This window comes from Aminobacter sp. DSM 101952, from assembly GCF_001424795.1.
In the GTDB taxonomy this organism is placed as follows: domain Bacteria; phylum Pseudomonadota; class Alphaproteobacteria; order Rhizobiales; family Rhizobiaceae; genus Aminobacter; species Aminobacter aganoensis.
Genome location: NZ_LMCL01000031.1, coordinates 100,238 through 124,648 on the forward strand (window position 1 = coordinate 100,238; position 24,411 = coordinate 124,648).

Here is a 24,411-nt window from a genome sequence, read left to right on the forward strand (position 1 = left end):
TCAGGCCAGTTCAACGCCCTTGCGTTCCTTGATCAGGAAGACCGTGGCAAGAATATCGATTGCCCAGACAAAGACCAGGAACGACAGGCCGGCGGAGAGCGAATATTGCGTCGCCAGCCAGCCGATGATCAGCGGGCCGAAGCCGCCGACGCCGCGACCGACGTTGAACAGCACGTTCTGTGCCGTCGCACGGGCCTGCGTCGGGTAGCTTTCGGAGATCAGGGCACCGTAGCCGCCGATCATGCCGCTCAGGAAGACGCCGGTGATCGCGCCGGCAACAAGCAGCGCCATCGGGTCCTTGATCTGCGGATAGACGAAGGCCATCGCCATTGCGCCGATCTGGAAGGCAATGAACAGCGGCTTGCGGCCGAAACGGTCGGCCAGATGGCCGAAGATCCACATGCCGACAGCGCCGCCCAGCACGGTGACCGACGTCCACATCGCCGACTTGGTGAGCGAGAAGCCCATCTGCGTCGACAGGTAGGCCGGCAGCCAGATCATCGTGCCGTAATAGCCGAAGTTCTGAGCCGACGTCATGATGCCGATGCCGATCGTCGACCGCAGCGACTCGCGGTCCGCGACCAGGTAGCGGAACGGGTTGACGCGCTTTCCCGCATCCTTCTTGGCCGCGGCCACGAACATTTCCGGCTCGTGCAGGTATTTACGCAGGACGAAGGCCACCACGGCCGGGATCAGTCCGATCACGAACATGCCGCGCCAGCCGATCAACGGCAACAGCAGCGGCGTGAGCAGTGCCGCGCCCAGGACGCCGGCCTGCCATCCGAGCGCGACGTAGGACGAAGCCCGCGCCCGCTTGTGTGCCGGCCAGGCCTCTGCCACCAGCGCCATGCCGATGCCGAACTCGCCGCCCAGGCCGATGCCGGCGATGGTGCGGTAGATGAGGAGGTCCCAATAACCCTGCGCGAGGGCGCAAAGACCGGTGAACACACCAAACAGCAGGATGGTCCACGACAGGACGCGGATGCGGCCGAAACGGTCGCTGAGGGCACCGACGATCAGGCCGCCGATCACGGCGCCGATCAGCGTCCATGTGATCAGCGAGCCTGCCTCCGAGCTCGAAAGAGCCAGGCCGACGGTGACCGCCGGCAGCATGAAGCTCAGGATCATCAGATCGAAACCGTCCATCGCGTATCCGAGATTGGATGCGATCAACGCCTTGCGCGCGTAGCTGTTGACGGGCGCGTCCCGATCGTCCGCGAGGGTCGGCGACTGCGCCGTAGAAGACTTAATTGACATGCTTTCCTTCCCAATAAATGCGCTCTGCCCACGCGACACGATGGAGGCGCGGCTTCAAGCCGCGAAAATAAGTATATACATAATTGAAGTTGCGCAAGCTGAGCCAAAGAGCTCATGCATGCTGCCGGCTTGACTCGCAAGCCAGGAACTTGGCTACAGCGAGCGTTGGCAAGCAGAGACGCATTGGTCGCCGCGGCAATGGCTCGCGGCGGCGTGTTGACAAGCTTCCATGCGTATAGAATAGTAATTATGTATATACATAATTTTACTGCCGTGACCAGGAATGGAGTTGGGTAATGAAGGCACTACCGCACGTTGGCGACAAGCGCGTGATCGATATGCATGTGCATATCGGACCGGAATTCTTACGCCGGAAATACAGCGCTGAGACGCTCGCGGCCGAGGCGCGGAAAGAAGGATTCGGCGTGGTGATGAAGAACCACTTCCAGCCGACCACCGGGCAGGTCAGCCAGTTGCGCCGGCCCGACGACAAGGTGGCACTGGTCGGTTCCGTTGCCCTGAATTTCGGCTGCGGCGGCGTCGACGACCACGGCGTGCGCTCGGCGCTTTCCGGCTGGAAGCGCGACGTGACGGCGGCCGACCCCGATTCCGACCGTTTCGTGGTCTGGATGCCGACGATGTGCTGCGAGGCCCATTTGCGGAAATACAATCGCCGCGACCTGTCCGAAGCCTGGGGTATCAAGGGGCAGTACACCAGGTATTATGCCGAGGGCACCGGCTATACGCTGGACGAGGGCAATGACGACAAGATGGCTGCGCTCAGGCGTGCGCTGCAGGTCATCGCCGACAACGACCTCATCCTAGCGACGGGGCATTTCGACCGCAACGAGACCCTGACGGTCGTCCGCATCGCCCATGAGATGGGCATTCGCCGGATCATCATGACGCATCCGCTGTTCCAGACCACCGAACTCGATCCCGAGACAATGCGGCGCATGTGGGAAGAATATGGCGCCTACAGCGAACTGGCCTTCGTCAACCTCGCGATGGATGACCTGAGCTACGAACAGTACATCGAAGTCATCGAGGGGGTTGGGTCGCAGGGCGTGATTCTGTCGTCGGACGTCGGGCAGGTGTTCTCGGCCGGCGTCGGCGATGCCCTGCGCGAATTCTTCTCCGAATTGCAGGCGCGCGGCGTCAAGGAAGACGACATCGTCCAGATGTCGGTCATGAACACCAACAAGCTTCTGTTCGAAGACATGAAGTGATCGCGGAATTGGCTGAAGTTTGACGTGCTCTGACCGGGGCGCGTCGGCCCAGTGGCTGCTACCGGATGGCGATATCGTTAGCTTCCAGAATGCAGAACGCTGTGCCTCCCAAGGGAGGCACGGCGTTCAAGAAAGTCACGTGCGATCACCAGTCCTGATGATCGCGAAGTCGCTCAGTTGTTGGCGGGCGGCGTCTCGGCCGCGGGTGCGCCGGCGGGCTCGTCGGCGCCACCTTCGGCAGGCGGCGTGGCGGTGCCGGTCTCGGGCTCGCCCTGCGAATTGAGCTTCTTGAGGATCGAGTTCTCGGGATCTTCCGGCAGCATGTTCTCGATCGTCGTGCCGATGCTTTCGAGCAGCGGCCGCGACTTCGCCTCGGAAACCCAGGCGGGCGACTTGTCGCCGACCAGCCAGTTGAAGAACAACAGCCCAACGGCCACCACCAGGATGCCGCGCGCCGCACCGTAGAGGAAGCCGAGCGTCCGATCGAGCGCGCCGATGCGGCTGTCGATGATGAAGTCTGCAATCTTCATGGTGATGATGGTGACGACGATCAGCGCGATGATGAAGACGATGCCGGCGGCTGCGGCCATCGCGATCTTCTCGTTGTCGATATAGGGCTGAACGTAGGGCACCACCGGCTTGTAGAAGAAGAAGGCGGCAGCCGCGGCAGCGGCCCAGGAGGCGACCGAAAGTACCTCGCGCGAGAAGCCGCGCACCATGGCCAGCATCGCCGAAACCAGGGTGAAGCCGACCAGAATTCCGTCAAGCAGCGTAATCGGCATAGTGTCTCTCACTCCCTGACGACGGTTTCAATCCGTCTCTTCCGCGCGGCTTCGTCTTGAGCCGGCTATCCGCGCCACCAGATCCGCGAGTGCGGTCGGCTGGAACGAACCGGCCCCGATTCCACCTGCGATGTCCCCACTGCCGGCGGGCAGGACTGCCCTTCCGAAGCCCAACTTTTCGGCCTCTTTAAGGCGTTGCTGTGCATGCGCAACCGGCCTCACGGCGCCAGAAAGGCTGATTTCGCCGAAATAGACGCAATCAGCAGGCAGGGCAAGACCGGTGAGCGATGAAACCAGTGCGGAAGCGACCGCCAGGTCGGCGGCCGGCTCGGATATGCGATAGCCGCCGGCAACGTTGAGATAGACGTCGTGCTGGCCGAAGCGGACTCCGCAATGCGCCTCGAGCACGGCGAGAATCATCGACAGCCGCGACGAGTCCCAGCCGACGACGGCGCGACGCGGCGTGCCCAGCGACGACGCCGCCACCAGCGCCTGGATCTCGACCAGCACCGGCCGCGTGCCCTCGATTGCCGCAAACACCGCGGCACCCGGCGCCTTGGAATGGCGCTCGCCCAAAAACAGCTCTGAGGGGTTGGCGACCTCGCGCAGACCCTTGTCGGACATCTCGAAGACGCCGATCTCGTCGGTCGGGCCGAAGCGGTTCTTGACCGTGCGCAGGATGCGGAAATGGTGGCCGCCTTCGCCCTCGAAATAGAGCACGCCGTCGACCATGTGCTCGACGACGCGGGGGCCGGCGATCTGGCCTTCCTTGGTGACATGGCCGACGAGCACGACGGCGGCACCCGTCGACTTGGCGTAGCGGATCATCGCCTGGGACGCTGCACGCACCTGCGTGACCGTGCCGGGTGCCGAATCGGCGAGGTCGGTCCACAGCGTCTGGATCGAATCGATAATGACGAGGTCCGGCCGCTTGCCGTCGGCGATGGTGGCGAGGATGTCCTCGACATTGGTCTCGGCGGCGAGTTCCACCGGCGTGGTGGCAACGCCGAGGCGCTGGGCGCGCAGCCTGATCTGGGCGACGGCCTCTTCGCCCGAGACATAGACGACGCGGTGGCCGCGCGCGGCGAGTGCTGCCGCCGCCTGGGTCAGCAGCGTCGACTTGCCGATGCCGGGATCGCCGCCGATCAGCAGCGCCGAGCCGCGCACGAAGCCGCCGCCGGTGGCACGGTCGAGTTCGCCGATCCCCGAGACGATGCGCGGCGCATCCTCGATGTCGCCATCGAGCGAGGTCAGCGTAACGGGACGGCCCTTGCGCGCGCTCTTGAGCGAACCCGGTCCGGAGCCGATGCCGCCGGCCGTGCCTTCCTCGACGAGCGTGTTCCACTCTCCGCAGGAATCGCATTTGCCGGCCCAGCGCTGATGCGCGGCACCGCAGTTCTGGCAGATGAATTGGACGCGGGGCTTAGCCATGGGTGGGGTGCTGCGATGCTGAGTGGGGGAGGTAGGGCTTCTTCGCACCCCCCTCTGTCCTGCCGGACATCTCCCCCGCAAGGGGGGAGATCACGCCTTCTTCGGCGCCGGGGCCAATCACCAACCTTGCGAAGCCTGCACTGGCAAGCATGCAGGATGACCGCCGCCGGCGATGCGATTGATCTCCCCCCTTGCGGGGGAGATGGCCGGCAGGCCAGAGGGTGGTGCGAAGGAATGCCGCGTTGGACAAAGCCTACTCTTCCCCGAACCTGTCCGGCAAATGATGCTCGGGCGCGAGGTCGAAGAAGCGGGTGAACTCACCCTGGAAGCCGAGGCTGACGGTGCCGGTCGGGCCGTGACGCTGCTTGGCGACGATGACTTCGGCCTTGCCGCGAACCTCGGCCATGTCGCCCTCCCACTTGATGTAGTCGTCGGTGCCCGGCTTCGGCTCCTTGTTCTTGAGGTAGTACTCCTCGCGGTAGACGAAGATAACGACGTCGGCGTCCTGCTCGATCGAGCCTGATTCACGAAGGTCGGAGAGCTGAGGGCGCTTGTCGTCGCGGCTTTCGACCTGACGCGACAGCTGCGACAGCGCGATGATCGGGACGTTGAGTTCCTTGGCCAGCGCCTTGAGGCCGGTGGTGATCTCGGTGATTTCCTGGACGCGGTTCTGCGACGACTTGGCCGACGAGCCCTGCATCAGCTGGATATAGTCGATGATGATGAGGTCGAGGCCGCGCTGGCGCTTGAGGCGGCGGGCGCGCGCAGAGAGCTGGGCGATCGAGATACCGCCGGTCGAGTCGATGAACAGCGGGATCTTCTGCAGCGTCTGAGTGCAACTGACCAGCTTTTCGAAATCGGCTTCGGTGAGATCGCCGCGGCGGATCTTGGAGGAGGGCACCTCGGCCTGCTCGGAAATGATACGGGTAGCCAACTGCTCGGACGACATTTCGAGCGAGAAGAAGCCGACGACGCCTCCATTCTCGGCCTTGAACGAGCCGTCGGCCTGCTGCGCCGGGACATAGGCGTGGGCGACGTTGAAGGCGATGTTGGTGACGAGCGAGGTCTTGCCCATGCCGGGGCGGCCGGCGAGCACGATCAAGTCGGAGGATTGCAGGCCGCCCATGCGGGCGTCGAGATCCTGCAGGCCGCTGGCGATGCCGGAGAGATGGCCGTCGCGCATGTAGGCGGCGCTGGCCATGTCGATGGCGGTCTTGACCGCGTCGGAGAAGCTTTCGAAGCCGCCGTCGTAGCGGCCGGTTTCGGCGAGTTCGAACAGGCGGCGTTCGGCATCCTCGATCTGCTCGGACGGCGACATGTCGACCGGCGCGTCATAGGCGATGTTGACCATGTCCTCGCCGACGGTGATCAGCGCACGCCGCGTGGCGAGGTCGTAGACGGCACGGCCGTAGTCGGCGGCATTGATGACGGTGACGGCATTGGCCGCCAGCGCCACCAGATACTGCAGGACGGTCATGTCGCCGACCTTTTCGTCGACCGGCAGGAATGTCTTGAGGGTGACCGGGTTCGCCATCTTGCCCATGCGAATGAGCTCGGACGAGACCTCGAAGATCTTGCGGTGCAGCGGCTCGTAGAAGTGGGTCGCCTTGAGGAAGTCGGAGACGCGGTAGAAGGCGTCGTTGTTGATCAGCATCGCGCCCAGCAGCGCCTGCTCGGCCTCGATGTTGTTCGGGGCTTCCCGGTAGAGCGGGGTTTCCGCCACTTCGAACTTGCGCGCTGCCTCAGCCAATGTCTTCCCCGTCCGTTGCCGAGCATCTGCACTACCAGAGCCGGGCCACAAGCCGTCCATCGTCATTTCAACTGGCCACCACTATTCACACTCGTCCACAGGGACGGCCGGCACGGTGACGATTCCGATTGACGCGAATCGCAGCGAGTCTAGCGGCGAAGCGGCAAGAACAAAACAGGAAGCTGCGATCACGCACTCCGCGGCGCGAGCAGGATGACCGAGGCGCCGAAAATGCAGATGGCCGCGCCGATGATGTCCCAGCGGTCGGGCCGTACGCCTTCGGCGAGCCACAGCCAGCACAGCGAGGCGGCGATGTAGATGCCGCCATAGGCGGCGTAGGCGCGGCCCGCGGCACTGGCTTCGACCAGTGTGAGCAGCCAGGCGAAGGCGACGAGCGAGATGAGGCCCGGCACCAGCCAGAGCGGCGACTTGTCAAGCCGCCACCACGCCCAGAAGGCAAAGCAGCCGGCGATCTCGGCAAGTGCGGCAGCGACGTAGATGGCATAGGTCATGACAAAGCCCGGCTCGAAGGGGAGATGGGCTTTGTCCTATGCGAGCCTATGCGGGCGCAAGGCCTGACATCGGCCTGTTGCGATCCTATTCCTTGTCGCCGACCGTGCGTTTGCGCCCGGCCTTGGTCGCCGGTTCGGCGGTGCGATGCGCCATCTCGTGCATGGCCAGCGCCTTCTCGCACTTGCCGATGTAGTCGCGGGTCAGCGGCAGCGTGTCGTTTCGGTGGGTGATCTGGATCTGGAACACCATCAGGTCCTGCCAGCGGAAGGCGGCTTCGGATGCTGCCAGGTAGAATTCCCACATCCGGCAGAAGCGCTCGTCATAGATCGCCTTGGCCTTGTCCCGGTTGGCGGCGAAGCGCTTGCCCCAATGCTTCAGCGTCTCGGCATAGTGGAGCCGCAGGACCTCGACGTCGGCGACCATCAGCCCCGCCTTCTCGATCGCCGGCAGGACTTCCGACAGGGCAGGGATATAGCCGCCGGGGAAGATGTATTTGCGGATGAAGGCGCTCGTCGCCGTCGGCGGGCCGAAACGGCCGATCGAATGCAGCACCATCACGCCATCGGGTTTCAACCGCTTGGCGACGGTGTCGAAGAAGGTGCGGTAGTGGTTGACGCCGACATGCTCGAACATGCCGACCGAGACGATGCGGTCGAAGCGCTCGACGAGGTCGCGATAATCGCGGATTTCGAAGTGGACGTGGCTGTCGAGGCCTTCCTGATGGGCGCGTTCGGTGGCGACCGCGTGCTGCTCGGAAGACAGCGTGACGCCCAGCACCTGCGCTTCGAACGACCGCGCAAGATAGAGCCCGAGGCCGCCCCAGCCGGAGCCGATGTCGAGCACCGACTGGCCTGGCTTGAGCCGCATCTTGGCGGCGATGTGCGCCTTCTTGGCCGTTTGGGCTTCTTCCAGCGTCATTTCGGGGTCGGCGAAATAGGCGCAGGAATATTGCATGTCGCTGTCGAGGAAGAGCCGATAGAGATCGCCCGAAAGATCGTAGTGGCGCTCGACGTTGCGTTTCGCCCGTGCTGCGGTGTTGACCTGCTGGAAGCGGCGCAGCGCCACCCGCAGACCTTCGATGGCGCGCGACCAGGCAGCGTCGACCGTGCCGTTGCCGAGATTCTGGAAGGCGATCCGCATGAAGCCGAAGATGTTGCCTTCGACGATGTCCATCTCGCCGTCCATGTAGGCCTCCGGCACGGCCAATGTCGGATCGAAGGTGATGGCCCGTTCGGCCCGGCGCGTTCGGATCAGCATGTGGACCGGTTCGCCACTGCCGTCGCCGAAGCGGTGGGGCACGCCGTCGGGTCCGGTGACGGTCAGGTTTCCTGTGCGGACGAGTTTTGCGAAAATGCGCTGCAGCAACACGTTCATGGGCAATGCTCGCGATGTGTCAGTCCTGTTGTCAGAAACGGGTAACTAGCGCGGGCACGTTCAGGTTCCACCTGGCACAAAAAAGCCCGGGTGTTTCCACCCGGGCTTGGTCCAGAAAACTGGATGGAAAGCTGAAAATCAGCCTTCGTCGCCTTCGCCGTCTTCGTTCGGGTCGAAGAAGCTGTCAGGACGGGCGTTCTCGTTGATGTCGTCGCCGTAGATGGCTTCGGCGGTGGTCAGCGTCTCGCCCTTCGACTGACGCTCGGCTTCGTCGGCCGTACGCGCGATGTTCAGCGTGATGGTGACTTCGACTTCGGCGTGCAGCGCGATCGCGACATTGGTCAGGCCGATGGTCTTGATCGGCTGGTTGAGTTCGACCTGGTTGCGGCCGACCGTGAAGCCTTCGGCAGCCAGGAGGTCCGCGATGTCGCGGCTCGAGACCGAACCGTAAAGCTGGCCGGTTTCGCCGGCCGAACGTACGATCACGAACGTCTTGCCGTCAAGCGTCTCGGCAACCTTCTCGGCTTCCGACTTGCGCTCGAGGTTGCGGGCTTCGAGCTGCGCGCGCTGGCCTTCGAACTTCTTCCTGTTGGCTTCGTTGGCGCGGAGCGCCTTGCCCTTGGGCAGGAGGAAGTTGCGGGCAAAGCCGTCCTTGACCTTGACGGTGTCACCCATCTGGCCGAGGCGGGAAATGCGTTCGAGGAGAATGACGTCCATTGTCCTTGTCCTTTCGTTGGCTGCAAAGGCAGCGGAAAAATTCAACGGGCAAGGAAGCAATCAGGGCGCGGGCTGCGCCGGTTTCGCTGTCCTGCCTGTCGCGGCAGTTAGGTCCTCCTCGGAGGAACCAACCCGGGATTTGAGGTTCGCCCGACCGCGCCCGTCGCGGAAGGGAGGAAGCGGGCAGCGAACCGCCCGCTTCGAATGTCTTACTTCACCACGTAGGGCAGCAGGCCGAGGAAGCGGGCGCGCTTGATCGCCTGGGCGAGTTCACGCTGCTTCTTCTGGCTGACGGCGGTGATGCGCGAAGGAACGATCTTGCCACGCTCGGAGATGTAGCGCTGCAGCAGACGCACGTCCTTGTAGTCGATCTTCGGAGCGTTGGCGCCGGAGAACGGGCAGGTCTTGCGGCGGCGATGGAAGGGACGACGGGTCGGGATCTGATTGATGTCGACCATTATTCTGCACCCCCTTCAACACCTTCGCGCGGACGGCGCGGGCCACGGTCACCACCGCCATCGCGGTCGCCGAAGCTGCGCGGGCCGCGATCACCACGGTCGCGATCGCCGAAGCTGCGCGGACGGTCGCCGAAGCCACCGCGTTCGCCACGCTCGGAGCGCTCTTCGCGCTTCTGCATCATGGCGGAGACGCCTTCTTCATGCGCCTCGACCTTTACGGTCAGGAAGCGCAGCACGTCTTCGGACAGGCCCTGCTGGCGCTCGACTTCCTTGACGGCAGCCGACGGAGCGGTGATGTCCATGAGCGTGTAATACGCCTTACGGTTCTTGTTGATGCGGTAGGTGAGGGACTTCAGTCCCCAGTTCTCGACCCGGCCGACCGAACCGCCTGCTTCAGTGATGATGCCCTTGTAGTGTTCGACAAGTGCATCGACCTGCTGCTGCGAAAGGTCCTGGCGGGCAAGAAACACATGTTCGTAAAGAGCCATAGTTTTTGCCTTTCTTCGTTTCCATCTTCCGGTCCCGGCGGCTAGAGCCTCTGCGACCTCGCTGACCCTTCGAGGGCCTACGGCCTTCTCAGGGGAAGAAAGGAGCACGACGAGACGGTCGAGAGCGGAGACACGGGAGGCGGAAGCGTTTTCGCTTCGCACGGCGGCTTTCAAGAAAACCTCCGGCCCTCCGTTCAGCCCCCAGCTGGGACCGGCAGATGGCGGGCGTCTATACGCAAAGCGCCTTCAAGGCAAGGGGCGGGGCCAAGAATCCCGCTGAAATCGGGCTTTTTCGGCGGCGGTGGGCCTCAGCCCAGCGCTTCCGGACGCAGGAACAGCGGCGAACGCGTGCGGTCGGCAACCACCTTGTCGACCGTCTCGGGGAAGAACGGCTTGGCGCCGCGGCGCTTGCCGAACATCATGTCGTATTGCAGCCAGCGGTAATCGCGGATCGACGGGTCGACGTCCTTCTGGCGCGACCAGTCGAACACCGACTCGCCCGCCTTCGGCAGCAGCACGTTGCGGTCGACGACGCGGAAGCGCTCGGACAGGTCGCCGAGGAAGCCGGTGTAGTAGGGGTGGCTTATTCCCGCGGTCTTGAGCACGTGGAGTGGCAGGAAAGCCGGGCTGATCGAGCCGATGTCCTTGGTCGTGCCGGTGCGGTTCGACCAGACCACCAGGGGCGTCTCGTGCTGGACCAGCATCTCGCCGATCGCCGCTTTGCGCTTGGCGACCGGCTCGTCCATGAATCCGGTTTCGACATAGACGGGCCCGAGCGGCGGCAGGTGGTCGCCGAAGAAGGCGATCACCGTCGGACGCTTGCGCTTGCTCGCCCAGTCCATCAGCCGCTTGAGGCCGCGGTCGGCGTCCGATGCGCCTTCGGCATAGGTCAGGATCGAGTCGCGCGCCCAAGGCGAGGTTGGCGCCTCGACCTTATGAGTGGTGTCGCTGTAGCGGTTGGGCTCGTAGGGGCCATGGCTCTGCAGCGAGACCGCAAAGTAGAAGAAAGGATGTTCGGCAGCATCGGCCTCGCGGATGATCTCTTCGGTCAGGGCGGCGTCGGATACCAGAGGTCCGCGCTTTTCCAGCTGCGGCAGGTTTTCTTCCGACATGAACTGGTCGAAGCCGAAGGCCTTGTAGACCGGTGCGCGGTTCCAGAACCAGCCGCCGAAGGGGTGGATGGCCTTGGTCTCGTAGCCTTCGCTCTTGAAGAAGGTGGCAAGCGAGGGCACCGGCGCGCGGACATATTGCTGGTAGGGAATGGAGCCTGCCGGCAGGAAGGCGTTGGAAAAGCCGGTCAGCGCCTCGAACTCGACATTGGCCGTCATGCCGCCGAACTCCGGCGAGAACACATGGCCCGACTGGGCCGCGCGCACGTTGGCGATCGGATCGGGCATGATCGAGACGCCGGGCAGGCGCGTCGGATCCCAGAAGGATTCGCTCATCACGATGATGACGTCGGGCTTTTCCTCGGGCAGGGCGGCGGCAGCCTGTTCCGGCCGCGCGATGGCATCGATCGCCTTTTCCGAATAGCCGTGCGGCGCCTTGACCTTGGCCATCGGCACGTTGAGCGCAAACGCGATGGCGAAGCCGTTGGAGGCGTAGTTTTCCTTCTGATCCCACATCATCGGGATGATCTGGAGACGGTCGCGCGTCCACGAGAAGGTCGCGTAGTCCATGATCGAGACGAAGAAGGCGAGCGCCGGAATGGCGATGGCGAGGCGCGAGATGCGCGCCCAGAAAGTCAGCGCCGGCATGCGGCGGCGCCAGTAGCGCCAGGCAAAGACGAGCAGCGCGATGCCGGCAACGAGGCCGACGGCGATGCCGATGCCGGCCATCGGGCGCTCGCGCACCAGCAACGGCATCAGCTCGACGATCTGGCGGGCATAGAGAAAGTCGGTCGGGTAGAGCGGGTCGCCGAGATAGAGCGACTTCTGATGGCCGACAAAGGCGAGCAGCAGCGCCACCGGCGCGACGATTAGCAAGCCGTTGTGCGGCCGGCCGAGCAGGGCGTCGAGGCCGACCAGCAGCAGCGCAAACAGCGCCACAGTCGTCCAGCTCGGCTTGAACGGCTGCTGGAAGAAATTGAGCGTGTCGATGAAGGAGCCGCGCGCGACGAACTCGATGGCGAAGACCAGCACCGCCGACACGGCGAGCGTGACCATGACCGAGCGCAGGACGCCCAAGGCATAGGCACGCCGGTCGAACGCGATCTGGTTCGCGTCCTCAGCACTGCTTGCGGCCTTATCGACTACACTTCCCAACTCAACTTCCTCGGCTTCATGACGGCATCATCATGCAGGTGTCACCTGAACGTCACCTGAACGTCATCAAACTGTCATGCAGAAGCTAGGGCTTATGGCAAAATTGAGAAGCGTTGGCCAACAAATCGTGTTTCGGCTTAATCATGTGTGATTATTGGCCCGTTTCGGGCCTCGGGACGCACAAGGCTTGACTTGACGGGGGGCATTGCGCCAGAGCCACAGCGATCTGGAGTGCCCGACGTTCCCTGGGGGCGGGACGCGTACTTCGGTTTGTTATGTCTGCGCATCGCGCCGAAGGGCCGGAATGGCCTCAGGCGATGCGCCAGCAGCCAGGAGACGAATATGGCCGTTGCATTTACTTTTCCAGGCCAGGGCAGCCAGGCAGTCGGCATGGGCAAGGAACTGGCCGATGCCTTTCCGGAAGCGCGCCGGGTCTTCGAGGAAGTCGACGACGCGCTCGGCGAAAAGCTGTCGAAGCTGATCTGGGAAGGGCCCGAGGAAACGCTGACGCTGACGGCCAATGCCCAGCCGGCGTTGATGGCAGTGTCGATGGCTGCATTCAGGGCGCTCGAAGCGCGCGGCCTGTCGCTCAAGGACAAGGTCGCCTATGTCGCCGGTCACTCGCTCGGCGAATATTCCGCACTTGCCGCCGCGGGCTTCGTTTCCGTGGCCGACGCAGCGCGCCTGCTGCGCATTCGTGGCGATGCCATGCAGGCGGCCGTGCCGGCAGGCAAGGGCGCCATGGCCGCCATCATCGGGCTGGAGCAGCCTGATGTCGACGCGGCCTGCGCCGAAGCTGCCGAGGGCTCGGTCTGCCAGATCGCCAACGACAATGGCGGTGGCCAGCTGGTCATCTCGGGCGACAAGGCGGCCGTCGAGCGTGCCGCAGCGCTTTGCACGGCAAAGGGCGCCAAGCGCGCGTTGATGCTGCAGGTCTCCGCACCTTTCCATTCCGCCCTGATGGCGCCTGCGGCCGAGAAGATGCGCGAGGCGCTTGCCGGCGTGAAGAAGCATGCGCCGATCATCCCGGTCGTCGCCAACGTCTCGGTCCAGCCCATCACCGATCCGGAAGAGATCGCCGCCCGCCTCGTCGAGCAGGTCACCGGCCGCGTCCGCTGGCGCGAGACCGTCGAGTGGTTCGGCAATAACGGCATCACCACGCTTTATGAAGTGGGCGCCGGCAAGGTGCTGTCGGGCCTCGCCCGCCGCATCAACAAGGACATCGCCACCGCCGCGGTCAACAACCCGGCCGACGTCGAGGCTGCAATCGCCGCGCTCGGCTGAACAACTCAGTGACCCCACCCGTGTGAAGGGTGTGCTCAGGAAGGGATTGGAAATATGTTGGATCTGACCGGCCGCAAGGCACTCGTCACCGGCGCCTCCGGCGGCATCGGCGAGGAAATCGCCCGCATCCTGCACAAGCAGGGTGCCATCGTCGGCCTGCACGGCACGCGCATCGAAAAGCTCGAGGCGCTCGCCGGCGAACTCGGTGAGCGCGTCAAGCTGTTTCCGGCCAATCTCGCCGACCGCGACGAGGTCAAGGCGCTGGGCCAGAAGGCCGAGGCCGATCTCGAAGGCGTCGACATCCTGGTCAACAACGCCGGCATCACCAAGGACGGCCTGTTCGTGCGCATGTCCGACGCCGATTGGGACAGCGTCATCGAGATCAACCTGACGGCGATGTTCCGCCTGACGCGCGAACTGACCCATCCGATGATGCGCCGCCGCCATGGCCGCATCATCAACATCACCTCGGTGGTCGGCGTCACCGGCAATCCCGGCCAGACCAACTACTGCGCCTCGAAGGCCGGCATGATCGGCTTCTCCAAGTCGCTCGCGCAGGAGATCGCCACCCGCAACATCACCGTCAACTGCGTCGCACCCGGCTTCATCGAATCGGCAATGACCGAGAAGCTCAACGACAAGCAGAAAGAGGCGATCATGGCTGCGATCCCGGCCAAGCGCATGGGCACCGGCAAGGAAGTTGCTTCGGCCGTCGCCTATCTTGCTTCCGACGAGGCAGCCTACGTCACCGGCCAGACAATTCATGTCAACGGCGGCATGGCGATGATCTGATTGGGCTGATTGGCCGGGATAACTGGCCCTTTTGCCTTGGACGCGGTCAAGATTTCGTGTATTGCCGCGCTCCATCAGGTGGCCGGACCGAAGACGGACCGCTGCCCGAGCGCTTGGGAAAGCGCAGATTACTGCTTGATTAGCGGCATTCCGCCCGCTAACGAAGACCTAACAAACACCAGACTGAGGATGCCCACATGAGTGACACCGCAGAGCGCGTCAAGAAGATCGTCATCGAACATCTTGGCGTCGACGCCGACAAGGTGACTGAAGCTGCCAGCTTCATCGACGACCTGGGCGCGGACAGCCTCGACACGGTCGAGCTCGTTATGGCGTTCGAAGAAGAATTCGGCGTTGAGATCCCCGACGACGCGGCCGAGACCATCCTCACCGTTGGCGACGCCGTGAAGTACATCGACAAGGCTTCGGCCTGAGCGATCGCGAATTGTCAGGGATGCCTGCGATGAGGCGTGTGGTTGTCACGGGCCTTGGCCTGCTTTCACCGTTCGGCATGGGCTACGAGCACGGCTGGAAAGAGCTTCTTTCCGGCCGTAGCGCCGCAAGGCGGATCACGGAGTTCGAGGTCGAAGACCTCCCCTGCAAGATCGCCAACGTCATCCCCAGGGGTGACGGCACGAACAATACCTTCAATCCCGAAGCAGTCCTCGAACCCAAGGAACTGCGCAAGATCGGCGACTTCATCCTTTACGGGATCGCGGCCGCGGACGAGGCGTTGAAGGATTCGGGCTGGGCGCCCAAGACCCCGGACGAGCAGAACGCCACCGGCGTGATGATCGGCTCGGGCATCGGCGGCATCGACGGCATTGCCGAAAATGCGCTGATCCTCAAGGAACGCGGCCCGCGCCGCATCAGCCCCTTCTTCATTCCCGGCCAGATCATCAATCTGGTTTCGGGCCAGGTGTCGATCCGGCACGGGCTCAAGGGCCCCAACCATGCCGTGGTCACCGCCTGCTCGACCGGCGCGCACGCCATCGGCGACGCAGCCCGGCTGATCATGTTCGGCGATGCCGACGTGATGGTGGCAGGTGGCGCGGAGTCGCCGGTGACGCGGCTTTCGCTTGCCGGTTTCGCTGCCTGCAAGGCGCTGTCGACCGACCGCAACGACGAGCCCCAAAAGGCTTCGCGCCCCTATGACCGCGACCGCGACGGTTTCGTCATGGGCGAGGGCGCAGGCGTGGTCGTGCTCGAAGAGCTCGAACACGCCAAGGCGCGCGGCGCCAAGATCTATGCCGAGGTCGTCGGCTACGGCCTGACGGGCGATGCCCATCACATCACGGCCCCGGCCGAGGATGGCGATGGCGCGTTCCGCTGCATGACCGCGGCCCTCAAGCGCGCCAACCTTTCGCCCGCCGACATCGATTACATCAATGCCCATGGCACTTCGACCATGGCCGATACGATCGAACTCGGCGCCGTCGAACGCCTCGTCGGCGACGCTGCCTCCAAGGTGTCGATGTCGTCGACCAAGTCGTCGATCGGCCACCTGCTCGGCGCTGCCGGTGCGGCGGAGGCGATCTTCTCGATCCTCGCCATTCGCGACAACATCGCGCCGGCAACGATCAATCTCGACAACCCCGAGCGCGAGACACCGATCGACCTGGTGCCGAACAAGCCGCGTTCCAGGCAGATCGACGTCGCATTGTCGAACTCCTTCGGCTTTGGCGGCACCAACGCCTCGCTGGTCTTCCAGCGCTATAATGGCTGACAACTCTGTGGGAAGGGGGCGTTAAGCGCCCTCTTTGCCGCGATTTTTGCCACATTCGGCTCTAGTCTCCCGGCGGGGATTCGACGCAAGAGGGAGTGGCGAGGCAAAATGAGCATGAATACGCCAGGTCAAGGGGAAGGTGCTGGGCGCGCCGCGCCGGCAAATCCGATCGTTCCTAAGACGGCGCAGGAAGCGCTGCGGCCGGAAATCGGGACGCCGCCGCCCAAGCGTTCGCGTGCCTCGCGCAACCAGATCGTCGTGTTCATGAATTTCATGATGTCGACGGCGGTGCTGGTGATCCTCGCCGGCGGCGCAGCCCTCTATTTCGGCAAGCAGGAATTCAACGGCGAGGGCCCGTCGGCGGTCCCCAGCACGTTCCTGGTCAAGGAAAAGACGGGCGTACAGGACATCGCCGACCAGCTTGAGCGTCGCGGACTGATCAGCGATGCGCGCATCTTCCGCATGGGCGTACGTGCCTACGGCAATGATGGTTCGCTGAAGGCCGGTGAATACGAAATCCAGGCCGGCGCTTCCATGCACGAGATCATGGAACTGCTGAAGAGCGGCAAGTCTGTGCAGTATTCGCTGACGATCCCGGAAGGGCTGACCGTCGAGCAGGCCTGGAAGCGCATCGCTGAACAGGAAGCCCTTACCGGCGACATGCCAGCGGAGATGCCGGCCGAGGGCACGCTTGCCGCGGACACGCAGCGCTTTACCCGTGGGCTGACGCGCCAGCAGATCATCAACAAGATGTTGGCCGACCAGAAGGAACTGGTCGAAACCATCTGGCAGCGCCGTACAGCCGATCTTCCGATCGCCGACGTCAACGAATTCGTCACGCTTGCTTCCATCGTCGAGAAGGAAACTGCCCGCGGCGACGAGCGCTCGCGCGTGGCGGCCGTCTTCATCAACCGCCTCAACAAGGGCATGCGGCTGCAGTCGGACCCGACGATCATCTATGGCATCTTCGGCGGCAAGGGTAAGCCTGCCGACCGGCCGATCTATCGCTCCGACATCGACAAGCCGACGCCGTACAACACCTACACCATCAAGGGCCTGCCGCCGACGCCGATCGCCAATCCGGGCAAGGCTTCGCTCGAGGCCGTGGCCAATCCATCCAAGACCAAGGACCTGTATTTCGTGGCCGACGGCACCGGCGGGCATGTCTTTGCCGAGACGCTGGACGAGCACAATGAGAACGTCGCGCGTTGGCGCGCCTTCCAGCGCAAGGTCGTCGAGGACGAGAAGGCTGCCGGCGAGGCCGATCCGGCCAAGAAAGACGCAACGACCACCAACGCCGTCAAGAAGTAAGACAGGCTCGCCGCGCGTCCAGGCGGACCGCGCGGCGCAGCAACAACAGGCAACAGGGGCGCGCTGCCAGATGAACCTGCAGAGCATGACAGGCTTCGCCCGCGTCGCGGCCGAACATGACGGAACCGCCATCGCCTGGGAGGTGAAGTCGGTCAACGGCAAGAGCGTGGAAGTGCGCTTGCGCCTGCCTCAGGGTTTTGAACGCCTCGAGCCGGCGGTGCGCCAGGCGATCCAGAAACGCTTTTCGCGCGGCAATGTGCAGGCGACCCTGACCGTCAGCCGAACAAGCGGTTCGATGGTCCAGCCGGTCATCAACGAAGTCTTCCTGCGCGACGTCGCCGAACTCGCCAACCGTCTGGTCACCCAGTTCGGTGCGGCGCCCGCCAGCGCTGACGGGCTGCTGGCGCTGCGCGGCGTCTTCGACATGCCCGAGGCGGTCGAAACCGAAGAGCAGCGTGCGGCGATCGATGCGGCGGTCATGAACTGCCTGGAGACCGGTCTTGCCGGCCTCGTCGAGGCACGCAAGGCGGAAGGCGAGGCCCTGCACGGGCTGCTGACGGGCCATATCGCCACCATCGAGGAACTGACGCTGCGGGCTGAGGCCGATCCGTCTCGCGAACCGGCGCAGATCCGCCAGCGGCTCGCTGAGCAGGTGCGGCTGCTGCTCGAGGCATCGCCGGCGCTCGACGAGGCGCGGCTCAACATGGAGGCGGCGTTTCTCGCCACCAAGGCCGATATTCGCGAGGAAATCGACCGGCTGAAGACGCATGTCGCCTCGGGACGCACGCTGATGTCGGGTGGCGGTGCGATCGGCCGCAAGCTCGATTTTCTGGCGCAGGAATTCAACCGCGAATCGAATACTCTGTGTTCGAAGTCGAACGCCGCAACAGTGACTGCCATTGGGCTGGAACTGAAAGCCGTCGTCGATCAGTTTCGCGAGCAGGTTCAGAATCTGGAGTAGCGCATGAGCGCCGAGAGCCTTTCAAATGTCATCAGGCGGCGTGGCCTGATGCTGGTGTTGTCGTCGCCCTCGGGCGCGGGCAAGTCGACCATTTCGCGCAACCTGATCGAAACCGATCCGGAACTGCGGCTGTCGGTGAGCGTGACTACCCGTCCGCGCCGCGGCAGCGAGATCGACGGCGCCCACTACCATTTCACCAGCAAGCGCGAGTTCGAGCTGTTGCGCGACAACGATGCGCTGCTCGAATGGGCCGAGGTCCACGGCAATTTCTACGCGACGCCGCGCGAGCCGGTCGAGCTGGCGATGTCGCAGGGACGCGACATGCTGTTCGACATCGACTGGCAGGGTGCAAAGCAGTTGAAGGAAAAGATGCGTGGCGACATCGTCTCGATCTTTATCCTGCCCCCGTCGATGGGCGAACTGAAGGCCCGCCTGAAGCGCCGCGCCGAAGACCAGGACGCAGTGATCGAGACGCGGCTCAAGAACGCCCGTGACGAGATCGAGCACTGGGGCGAGTACGACTATGTCGTGATCAACGAAGATCTCAACCGCGCCTTTGCTGAGGTGCGGTCGATCGTAGCCGCCGAGCGCCTGCGCCGCGACCGCAGGCCGGGATTGTTCGATTTCGTCTCGAAATTGCTCGACGAGAAGGTTTGAGGGTTCCTTACCCTCCCCTTGTGGGGAGGGTCGACGCGCAGCGTCGGGGTGGGGGTGATCAGCACTCAGCCAAGGACCCCCATCCGTCGGCTTCGCCGACACCCTCCCCACAAGGGGGGTAATCTGTGTTCAGACCGCCCTTGCCAGCGCCACGAACTCCTCGACGCTGAGCGTTTCGGCGCGGCGCGTCGGGTCGATGCCGACGGTTTCCAGCAGTCTTTCGCCGCCCATGCTTTTCAGGCTCTGGCGCAGCATCTTGCGGCGCTGGCCGAATGCCGCCTCGGTGACACGGCCGAGCACCTTCACGTCGGCTGGCAGGGGCTGCATGCGTGGCTCCAGGTGGATCACCGACGAGGTGACCTTGGGCGGCGGGGTGAAGGCCTGCGGCGGCACGTCGAAGGCGATGCGTGCGTCGGTGCGCCATCCCGCGAGAACGCCAAGGCGGCCGAAGGCCGGGCTCGCGGGCTTTGCCACGATGCGCTCGGCGACCTCGCGCTGGAACATCAGGGTCAGCGACTGGTAGAAGGGCGGCCAGTCCTGGACCGTGAGCCAGCGGACCAGCAGTTCCGTGCCAATGTTGTAGGGCAGGTTGGCAACGATCTTTGTCGGCTCGCCACCAGCCAGAGCCGCGAAATCGGTCTTCAGCGCATCACCCGAGACCACGTCCAGCCGTCCCGGATAATGGTTGGAGACCTCGGCCAAGGCCGCGAGGCAGCGCTCGTCGCGCTCGATGGCGATGACGCGCCTGGCTCCGTTCATCAGCAGCGCCCGCGTCAGCCCGCCAGGGCCGGGGCCGACCTCGATGACGGTCACGCCGGAAAGATCGCCGGCGGCCCGCGCCACCTTGCTGGTCAGGTTGAGGTCAAGCAGGAAGTTCTGGCCGAGCGCCTTCTTGGCCTGCAGGCCGTGACGTTCGATGACGTCGCGAAGCGGCGGCAGGCCGTCGATGCTGGTGGTCGCACTCATGATGATCTGGCCTCGACGTCCGCCAACTGGCGCGCCAGCTTCAGCGCGGCGATCAGGCTGTCCGGGCGGGCAATGCCCTTGCCGGCGATGTCGAAGGCGGTGCCGTGGTCGGGCGAGGTGCGGATGAAAGGCAGGCCGAGCGTGACGTTGACCGTCTCGTCGAAGGCCAGCGCCTTGGCCGGGATCAGCGCCTGATCGTGATACATGCAGATGGCCGCGTCGTAGCCGGCGCGGGCGCGGCCATGGAACATGGTGTCGGCGGGCAGGGGGCCGAAGGCATCGATGCCTTCCGCCTTGAGCGCTTCGATCGCCGGACGGACGATGCGTTCGTCCTCGTGCCCCATGGCGCCGCCTTCGCCGGCGTGCGGATTGAGGCCGGACACGGCGATCCGCGGCCTGGCAATGCCAAAGCGCCGACGCAGGTCATGCGCGGTGATGCGGACGGTCTCGGTGATCGCCTTGGTCGTGAGGGCCCTTGGCACCTCGGCCAGTGCGATATGGATGGTCACCGGCACGGCGCGAAGCTCGGGCCCGGCGAGCATCATCACAGGCATGACCTCGGCGCCGGTCTTCAGGCCCGCGAGGTGGGCGAGGTATTCGGTATGGCCGGGAAAGCGGAAGCCGGCATCATAAAGCGGCTTCTTGGCGATCGGGCAGGTCACGACGGCGGCGGCGCGACTTTCGAACGTATCCGCCACGGCGCGGTCGATCGCCTCGATGATGCCGGCGGCGTTCTGCGTGTCCGGCTGGCCCGGCGTGTCGACGAGCGCGGCGGCAAGCGGCACGACCGGCAGCGCGTCGGCGAATTGCCTGGCCGCATCGGCCGGGCCGGTCTCGGCGATCTGGAATTCGACGCCGAGCGCCGAAGTGCGCGCGGCAACCAGGGCGGGGTCGGCGAGGAGATAGAAGGCCGGTACGCGCGCCTCGTTGCGCAGCCGCCATGCAGCGACTGCGATTTCGGGGCCGATACCCGAGGGATCGCCGACAGTCAGCGCCAGAGGGGCGCCATGCGGGCCCACGACTTAGCGGTTGACGATGCGAGCCTTGGCCCGCAGCTCTTCGATGTATTTTTTGCTCAGCTCGTCGGCTTTTTCGTTGCCTTCCTTGCCGAGCCCTTCAGCCTGGAAGACCATCTGTGCGACCTTGTCGTCGGAAACTTCGCGCGCGCTGCAGACGCCGATGAATTCGACGCCGCGCTCTGTTTCGCGAACCGGGGTTGCCCCGCCGGCCTTGAGCTTCTTGATCTGGTCGGCCCATTCCGGCGGCAGCTGCGGTGCGAGCACGCGGCCGAGGTCGCGCACCGTCACGTCGAGCAGGCCCCTGGCGAATTCGCGCGTCTGCTCACAGCCGTTGAAGCGGCCACGCATGGCATCCGCCTCGCGCTTGCGCTTGCCGACGGAGCCGCGCTCGGATGCCGGCACCACGAAAATCACCTGCTGCAGCATGTACTCGGTAGCGCTTGGCTTGGCGCCGCCCTGCTGCAGCATGCGCCGGACGGCGTCCTGCTCGCTGGTGCCGCCACCGCCACCGCCGCCTTCGGCGCGGAAGCGGGCGCTGAGCGCCTGATTCCAGCCCATCTGCGTGCGGATGTAGTCCTTGAAATGGCTGCTCGTGACGCCGGCCTGGGCCAGGATCTGGTCCATCTGGGCGGGCTTGAACTTGTTGGAGCCGGCAAAGCGCGCATAGGCGTCGTCGACCTGCTTGTCGGAGATGCGGATGTTGAGCCGCTTCATCTCCGCCTGGCGCAGCGTCTGCTCGATCATTTCCTCGCCGGCATTGCCCTTGCGCTTCTGCAGCTTGAGAAACGCGGCGCGGCGCTGGATGTCGTAGCTGGTGACCGGCACGTCGTTGACGATGTATTTGATCTCGCTCGCCTGGGCCGGCGGCGCATAAGCGGTCATCGAGAGCGACGTTGCCGCTACGAGCAGGGCGAGGCCTGCCGAAAAGAGGTGCTTTCGCATCGATAAAGTCCCGTTCAAACCCCAGATCCGGGCATTGCCCGAATGCATGCTGCCCCGTCCAATGGCCGCGTTATGCGGCAAAACGATGTCAGGTCGCCCTGACACCGCTTTCCGGCTGTCCTAGAAGCTCGCCGAACCGATATCGCCGAGCGTGCGGAACGATATGTTGAAGCCCACCGAGCGTGTGACGTCGTCGGGATCGTTGTGATCGCGGCTTTCGGCGTAGGTCATCATGTAGGTGAAGCACTCGTCGTCATAGGCGAAGCCGACACCGTGCTTGACGAGCAGGTCACTCTTGATGTCGTAGGTGCCGGAGCCGAACACCCGCCATTCGTCGTTGAAGCGCGCGGTGGCGCCGAGCGTGACCTCGTGACGGTCATCCTTGAAGCCGTAGAGCGGCTGGGCATCGATGAAGGCATAGCGGGCCGACACGGCGATCGGGCGCGCATCGAGCCCGACCTTCATTTCGGCGCGGCGAACGTCGAGGCTCTGCTCGTCGAAGCGGCCGCTGACCGAGGCCGAGAATCCGTTCGGGCTGGCGATGCCGGCAAGCGCAACGTAGTCGGACGTATCTGTTTCCAGGCCGGAATAGGCACCTGCGTTGACGAGGTCCGGTGCGGCAAACGAGTTGTCGCCGGCAAGTTGATACGACTGGCCGAACAGGGCGTTGGTGGTCCAGCCATTGCTGTAGGTGCCGGAATAGCGCAGGCCGATATTGGCGCGCGTACCGCCTTCCATGCGGTCGTAGCCCGAGAACTTGTCACGTTCGAACAGCGAGGCTGCGTCGAAGACGAAGCTCTGCGCATCCTCGTTGGGGATGCCGAGCCCGCCGATCGCGCTCTCGCTGGGGCGTGCGAAGACCTGGGCCATCGGTTCGAGCACATGGGTCGAACTCGTCGACGAGAATAGCACCGGCCAGCGCAGCTCGAGGCCGAGCGTTGCCATGTAGCGGAATAGCGACGAGCGCACGTCGGCCGCAACGCCGATGTCCGGATCGATGGCCATGTTGTTGATGGCGTTGAGCGAGGCGCTGGAGGCGTCGAGGTAGCTGCCGTCGGCGCGGAAGGCCATCAGCGGTGTAACCAGCAGGCCGCCTTCGGTCACGATCGTGCGTTTCCACTCAGCTTCGGCCGTGATACGGCTGGACGTGCCTTCGAGGCCGTGGATTGTCGGGCCGTTCAGGCCGGTAATGGCTGAATCGAGTTCCGTACGGCGGATGACGCGTGCGTTGAGATCGAACGAAAGTTCACCGCCGGCCAGCGGCGCGTCGGGGATGTAGGCGTAGTCGAGCGACGGCAGCACCCAGGGCTGCTTGTCGGCACGCGCCTCCGGGTCGTTGTCGAGGGCTTCTTCCTGGACCTGGAAGCGCATGGCGCGCAGGTCGAAATAGTTACGGTCGTTGAGGCCGGTGAGATAGACCTCGGAACGATGCGTGCTGTCGGAAAAACCTTCGATGCCGTAGGTGCGCGAGAAATTTTTGTCCGACTGCGCGAGGATATCCCAGCCGAAGGCCCAGCGCGGATTGAGGTCGAAGCGGCCCTTGGTGCCGACCATGCCGCGCAGCTTGTTGTCGTCGCCTGCTCCCCTGTCGACGGTACCGGCGTCGAACTTGTCCGGGTTCATCTGGTGGATGCCGGCGATCTTCAGGCTGTACTGACCGTTGTTGAAACGCTGGCGCCACTCGGCCTCGCCGAGGAAGCCCTGGCGCGTGTAGCCGGTGCCCTTGACGGTAAGGTCGTAGGTCGGCGAGAGCGCGAAATAGTAGGGGATCGATACGCCAACGCCGAGCTCGCTCTTGTAGCTGATGCCGGGCATCAGGAAGCCGCTCTTGCGCTTCACGGTCGGGTCGGCGATCTCGAAGGCGGGCAGGAAGGCGATCGGGAAGCCGAAGAATTCGAAATTGGAGTTTTCGAAGCGGACCGTCTTCTTCTCGCCGTTCCAGATGATCTTCTGCGCCTTGATGCGCCAGATGGGCGCCTTGTCGGGCTTCTGCTCGCAAGGCTCGCAGGCCGTGTAGACGCCATTGTTGAACGTCGTCAGGATGCCGCGCTCGCGCTTGGCGCTCTCGGCGGCAAAGTAGGTCTTGTCGACGGTTTCGACGCGCAGGGCGTTGACGAAACCATCGGCGAAATCGTCGGTGATGTCGATCTCTTGCGAGAGAATCTTGGTGCCGTCGGAATTGACGATCTCGACATTGCCGCTGGCAATCAGCCGCGACGTCTTGCGGTCGTAGGTGACGCGCTGGGCGACAAGGCGATTGCCGGCATAGTCGATCTGCACGCCGCCGACGGCGGTAACCGTCTGGACGTCGTTGTCATAGACGAGCGTGTCCGCCTCAAGCAGCATCTGCGAGCCTTCGGGCACGCTGGGCGCGAGATCGGCGATGGTCTGTGCGTAAGCCGGGGCAAGCGGAAGCGCGCATGCAAACAGGCATGCGAGCGCAGTCGCACCGAATAGGCGAGCCCTGTGGGCTGTCCTGCGGTTGGCCAT

22 protein-coding genes are annotated in these 24,411 nt (G+C 64.2%); 8 read left to right on the forward strand and 14 right to left on the reverse strand.

Annotated features, from left to right (window positions below; all coding sequences use genetic code 11):
* Positions 1–1,257 (reverse strand): MFS transporter, encoded by a 1,257-nt coding sequence (locus ASC75_RS18990; RefSeq protein WP_055978649.1) that lies wholly within the window; start codon positions 1,255–1,257, stop codon positions 1–3.
* 296 nt (positions 1,258–1,553) lie between these two features.
* On the opposite strand from ASC75_RS18990, the gene ASC75_RS18995 reads away from it, so the two are divergent.
* Positions 1,554–2,486 carry a DUF6282 family protein gene (locus tag ASC75_RS18995; RefSeq protein ID WP_055978654.1) on the forward strand — a complete coding sequence of 311 codons (933 nt, stop codon included), beginning with the start codon at positions 1,554–1,556 and terminating at the stop codon, positions 2,484–2,486.
* Positions 2,487–2,659: 173 nt separating this feature from the next.
* Here ASC75_RS18995 and ASC75_RS19000 read toward each other — a convergent pair whose 3' ends face one another.
* The 9 genes from ASC75_RS19000 to ASC75_RS19040 all read right to left on the reverse strand — a co-directional run bounded on the left by ASC75_RS19000 (position 2,660) and on the right by ASC75_RS19040 (position 12,164).
* Positions 2,660–3,268 (reverse strand): CvpA family protein, encoded by a 609-nt coding sequence (locus ASC75_RS19000; protein ID WP_055978657.1) that lies wholly within the window; start codon positions 3,266–3,268, stop codon positions 2,660–2,662.
* 27 nt (positions 3,269–3,295) lie between these two features.
* Positions 3,296–4,699: a DNA repair protein RadA gene (gene radA, locus ASC75_RS19005; protein ID WP_055978660.1), complete on the reverse strand. Its 1,404-nt coding sequence runs from the start codon at positions 4,697–4,699 to the stop codon at positions 3,296–3,298.
* A 253-nt stretch (positions 4,700–4,952) separates the two neighbouring features.
* Positions 4,953–6,449, reverse strand: coding sequence for a replicative DNA helicase (locus tag ASC75_RS19010; RefSeq protein ID WP_055978661.1), 1,497 nt, complete (start codon positions 6,447–6,449; stop codon positions 4,953–4,955).
* 188 nt (positions 6,450–6,637) lie between these two features.
* Positions 6,638–6,961 carry a YnfA family protein gene (locus tag ASC75_RS19015; RefSeq protein WP_055978665.1) on the reverse strand — a complete coding sequence of 108 codons (324 nt, stop codon included), beginning with the start codon at positions 6,959–6,961 and terminating at the stop codon, positions 6,638–6,640.
* An 85-nt stretch (positions 6,962–7,046) separates the two neighbouring features.
* Positions 7,047–8,336 carry a cyclopropane-fatty-acyl-phospholipid synthase family protein gene (locus ASC75_RS19020; protein WP_055978667.1) on the reverse strand — a complete coding sequence of 430 codons (1,290 nt, stop codon included), beginning with the start codon at positions 8,334–8,336 and terminating at the stop codon, positions 7,047–7,049.
* Positions 8,337–8,474: 138 nt separating this feature from the next.
* Positions 8,475–9,053 (reverse strand): 50S ribosomal protein L9, encoded by a 579-nt coding sequence (gene rplI / locus ASC75_RS19025; protein ID WP_055978670.1) that lies wholly within the window; start codon positions 9,051–9,053, stop codon positions 8,475–8,477.
* Positions 9,054–9,262: 209 nt separating this feature from the next.
* On the reverse strand, positions 9,263–9,511 hold the full coding sequence (gene rpsR / locus ASC75_RS19030; RefSeq protein ID WP_018427106.1) for a 30S ribosomal protein S18: 249 nt from the start codon (positions 9,509–9,511) through the stop codon (positions 9,263–9,265).
* Positions 9,511–9,999 carry a 30S ribosomal protein S6 gene (rpsF, locus tag ASC75_RS19035; protein ID WP_055978672.1) on the reverse strand — a complete coding sequence of 163 codons (489 nt, stop codon included), beginning with the start codon at positions 9,997–9,999 and terminating at the stop codon, positions 9,511–9,513. The genes rpsR and rpsF overlap by 1 nt, the downstream gene beginning before the upstream one ends.
* 308 nt (positions 10,000–10,307) lie before the next feature.
* The gene (locus ASC75_RS19040) at positions 10,308–12,164 is read right to left on the reverse strand and encodes an LTA synthase family protein (protein WP_082496679.1); all 1,857 of its coding nucleotides are present in this window, start codon (positions 12,162–12,164) and stop codon (positions 10,308–10,310) included.
* A 441-nt stretch (positions 12,165–12,605) separates the two neighbouring features.
* Between ASC75_RS19040 and fabD the strand changes: the two genes are divergently transcribed.
* The 7 genes from fabD to gmk all read left to right on the forward strand — a co-directional run bounded on the left by fabD (position 12,606) and on the right by gmk (position 18,994).
* Positions 12,606–13,547, forward strand: coding sequence for an ACP S-malonyltransferase (gene fabD / locus ASC75_RS19045; RefSeq protein WP_055978674.1), 942 nt, complete (start codon positions 12,606–12,608; stop codon positions 13,545–13,547).
* A gap of 54 nt (positions 13,548–13,601) precedes the next feature.
* Positions 13,602–14,339 (forward strand): 3-oxoacyl-[acyl-carrier-protein] reductase, encoded by a 738-nt coding sequence (fabG, locus tag ASC75_RS19050; RefSeq protein ID WP_055978678.1) that lies wholly within the window; start codon positions 13,602–13,604, stop codon positions 14,337–14,339.
* 197 nt (positions 14,340–14,536) lie between these two features.
* Positions 14,537–14,773, forward strand: a complete 237-nt coding sequence (locus tag ASC75_RS19055; protein ID WP_055978681.1) for an acyl carrier protein — start codon at positions 14,537–14,539, stop codon at positions 14,771–14,773.
* 29 nt (positions 14,774–14,802) lie between these two features.
* Complete coding sequence (gene fabF, locus ASC75_RS19060; protein WP_055978684.1) at positions 14,803–16,065, forward strand: beta-ketoacyl-ACP synthase II; 1,263 nt, start codon at positions 14,803–14,805, stop codon at positions 16,063–16,065.
* Between the two features lie 108 nt (positions 16,066–16,173).
* Entirely contained in the window at positions 16,174–17,376 is a 1,203-nt protein-coding gene (gene mltG, locus ASC75_RS19065; RefSeq protein ID WP_055978686.1) for an endolytic transglycosylase MltG, read from the forward strand.
* A 70-nt stretch (positions 17,377–17,446) separates the two neighbouring features.
* Entirely contained in the window at positions 17,447–18,337 is an 891-nt protein-coding gene (locus ASC75_RS19070; RefSeq protein WP_055978689.1) for a YicC/YloC family endoribonuclease, read from the forward strand.
* 3 nt (positions 18,338–18,340) lie between these two features.
* Complete coding sequence (gmk, locus tag ASC75_RS19075) at positions 18,341–18,994, forward strand: guanylate kinase (RefSeq protein WP_055978692.1); 654 nt, start codon at positions 18,341–18,343, stop codon at positions 18,992–18,994.
* Positions 18,995–19,123: 129 nt separating this feature from the next.
* Here the strand turns inward: gmk and rsmA are convergent, their stop codons facing one another.
* From rsmA to ASC75_RS19095, 4 genes are all read right to left on the reverse strand, one after another.
* The gene (gene rsmA, locus ASC75_RS19080) at positions 19,124–19,960 is read right to left on the reverse strand and encodes a 16S rRNA (adenine(1518)-N(6)/adenine(1519)-N(6))-dimethyltransferase RsmA (RefSeq protein ID WP_055978694.1); all 837 of its coding nucleotides are present in this window, start codon (positions 19,958–19,960) and stop codon (positions 19,124–19,126) included.
* Positions 19,957–20,979 carry a 4-hydroxythreonine-4-phosphate dehydrogenase PdxA gene (gene pdxA, locus ASC75_RS19085; RefSeq protein ID WP_055978698.1) on the reverse strand — a complete coding sequence of 341 codons (1,023 nt, stop codon included), beginning with the start codon at positions 20,977–20,979 and terminating at the stop codon, positions 19,957–19,959. The genes rsmA and pdxA overlap by 4 nt, the downstream gene beginning before the upstream one ends.
* A gap of 3 nt (positions 20,980–20,982) precedes the next feature.
* Positions 20,983–21,921: a peptidylprolyl isomerase gene (locus ASC75_RS19090; RefSeq protein ID WP_055978701.1), complete on the reverse strand. Its 939-nt coding sequence runs from the start codon at positions 21,919–21,921 to the stop codon at positions 20,983–20,985.
* 120 nt (positions 21,922–22,041) lie between these two features.
* Positions 22,042–24,411 carry an LPS-assembly protein LptD gene (locus ASC75_RS19095; protein WP_156381322.1) on the reverse strand — a complete coding sequence of 790 codons (2,370 nt, stop codon included), beginning with the start codon at positions 24,409–24,411 and terminating at the stop codon, positions 22,042–22,044.

What these genes read in the sequence shown, in the direction of transcription:
- ASC75_RS18995 (WP_055978654.1), top strand. Translation starts at nt 1,554, where the DNA reads ATGAAGGCACTACCGCACGTTGGCGACAAGCGCGTGATCGATATGCAT.
- ASC75_RS19095 (WP_156381322.1), bottom strand. Translation starts at nt 24,411, where the DNA reads ATGGCCAACCGCAGGACAGCCCACAGGGCTCGCCTATTCGGTGCGACT.
- rpsR (WP_018427106.1), bottom strand. Translation starts at nt 9,511, where the DNA reads ATGGTCGACATCAATCAGATCCCGACCCGTCGTCCCTTCCATCGCCGC.
- ASC75_RS19070 (WP_055978689.1), top strand. Translation starts at nt 17,447, where the DNA reads ATGAACCTGCAGAGCATGACAGGCTTCGCCCGCGTCGCGGCCGAACAT.
- ASC75_RS19000 (WP_055978657.1), bottom strand. Translation starts at nt 3,268, where the DNA reads ATGCCGATTACGCTGCTTGACGGAATTCTGGTCGGCTTCACCCTGGTT.
- rpsF (WP_055978672.1), bottom strand. Translation starts at nt 9,999, where the DNA reads ATGGCTCTTTACGAACATGTGTTTCTTGCCCGCCAGGACCTTTCGCAG.
- fabG (WP_055978678.1), top strand. Translation starts at nt 13,602, where the DNA reads ATGTTGGATCTGACCGGCCGCAAGGCACTCGTCACCGGCGCCTCCGGC.
- fabD (WP_055978674.1), top strand. Translation starts at nt 12,606, where the DNA reads ATGGCCGTTGCATTTACTTTTCCAGGCCAGGGCAGCCAGGCAGTCGGC.
- ASC75_RS19020 (WP_055978667.1), bottom strand. Translation starts at nt 8,336, where the DNA reads ATGAACGTGTTGCTGCAGCGCATTTTCGCAAAACTCGTCCGCACAGGA.
- ASC75_RS19015 (WP_055978665.1), bottom strand. Translation starts at nt 6,961, where the DNA reads ATGACCTATGCCATCTACGTCGCTGCCGCACTTGCCGAGATCGCCGGC.
- fabF (WP_055978684.1), top strand. Translation starts at nt 14,803, where the DNA reads ATGAGGCGTGTGGTTGTCACGGGCCTTGGCCTGCTTTCACCGTTCGGC.
- mltG (WP_055978686.1), top strand. Translation starts at nt 16,174, where the DNA reads ATGAGCATGAATACGCCAGGTCAAGGGGAAGGTGCTGGGCGCGCCGCG.
- ASC75_RS18990 (WP_055978649.1), bottom strand. Translation starts at nt 1,257, where the DNA reads ATGTCAATTAAGTCTTCTACGGCGCAGTCGCCGACCCTCGCGGACGAT.
- radA (WP_055978660.1), bottom strand. Translation starts at nt 4,699, where the DNA reads ATGGCTAAGCCCCGCGTCCAATTCATCTGCCAGAACTGCGGTGCCGCG.
- ASC75_RS19040 (WP_082496679.1), bottom strand. Translation starts at nt 12,164, where the DNA reads ATGGTCACGCTCGCCGTGTCGGCGGTGCTGGTCTTCGCCATCGAGTTC.
- ASC75_RS19055 (WP_055978681.1), top strand. Translation starts at nt 14,537, where the DNA reads ATGAGTGACACCGCAGAGCGCGTCAAGAAGATCGTCATCGAACATCTT.
- gmk (WP_055978692.1), top strand. Translation starts at nt 18,341, where the DNA reads ATGAGCGCCGAGAGCCTTTCAAATGTCATCAGGCGGCGTGGCCTGATG.
- rplI (WP_055978670.1), bottom strand. Translation starts at nt 9,053, where the DNA reads ATGGACGTCATTCTCCTCGAACGCATTTCCCGCCTCGGCCAGATGGGT.
- rsmA (WP_055978694.1), bottom strand. Translation starts at nt 19,960, where the DNA reads ATGAGTGCGACCACCAGCATCGACGGCCTGCCGCCGCTTCGCGACGTC.
- ASC75_RS19090 (WP_055978701.1), bottom strand. Translation starts at nt 21,921, where the DNA reads ATGCGAAAGCACCTCTTTTCGGCAGGCCTCGCCCTGCTCGTAGCGGCA.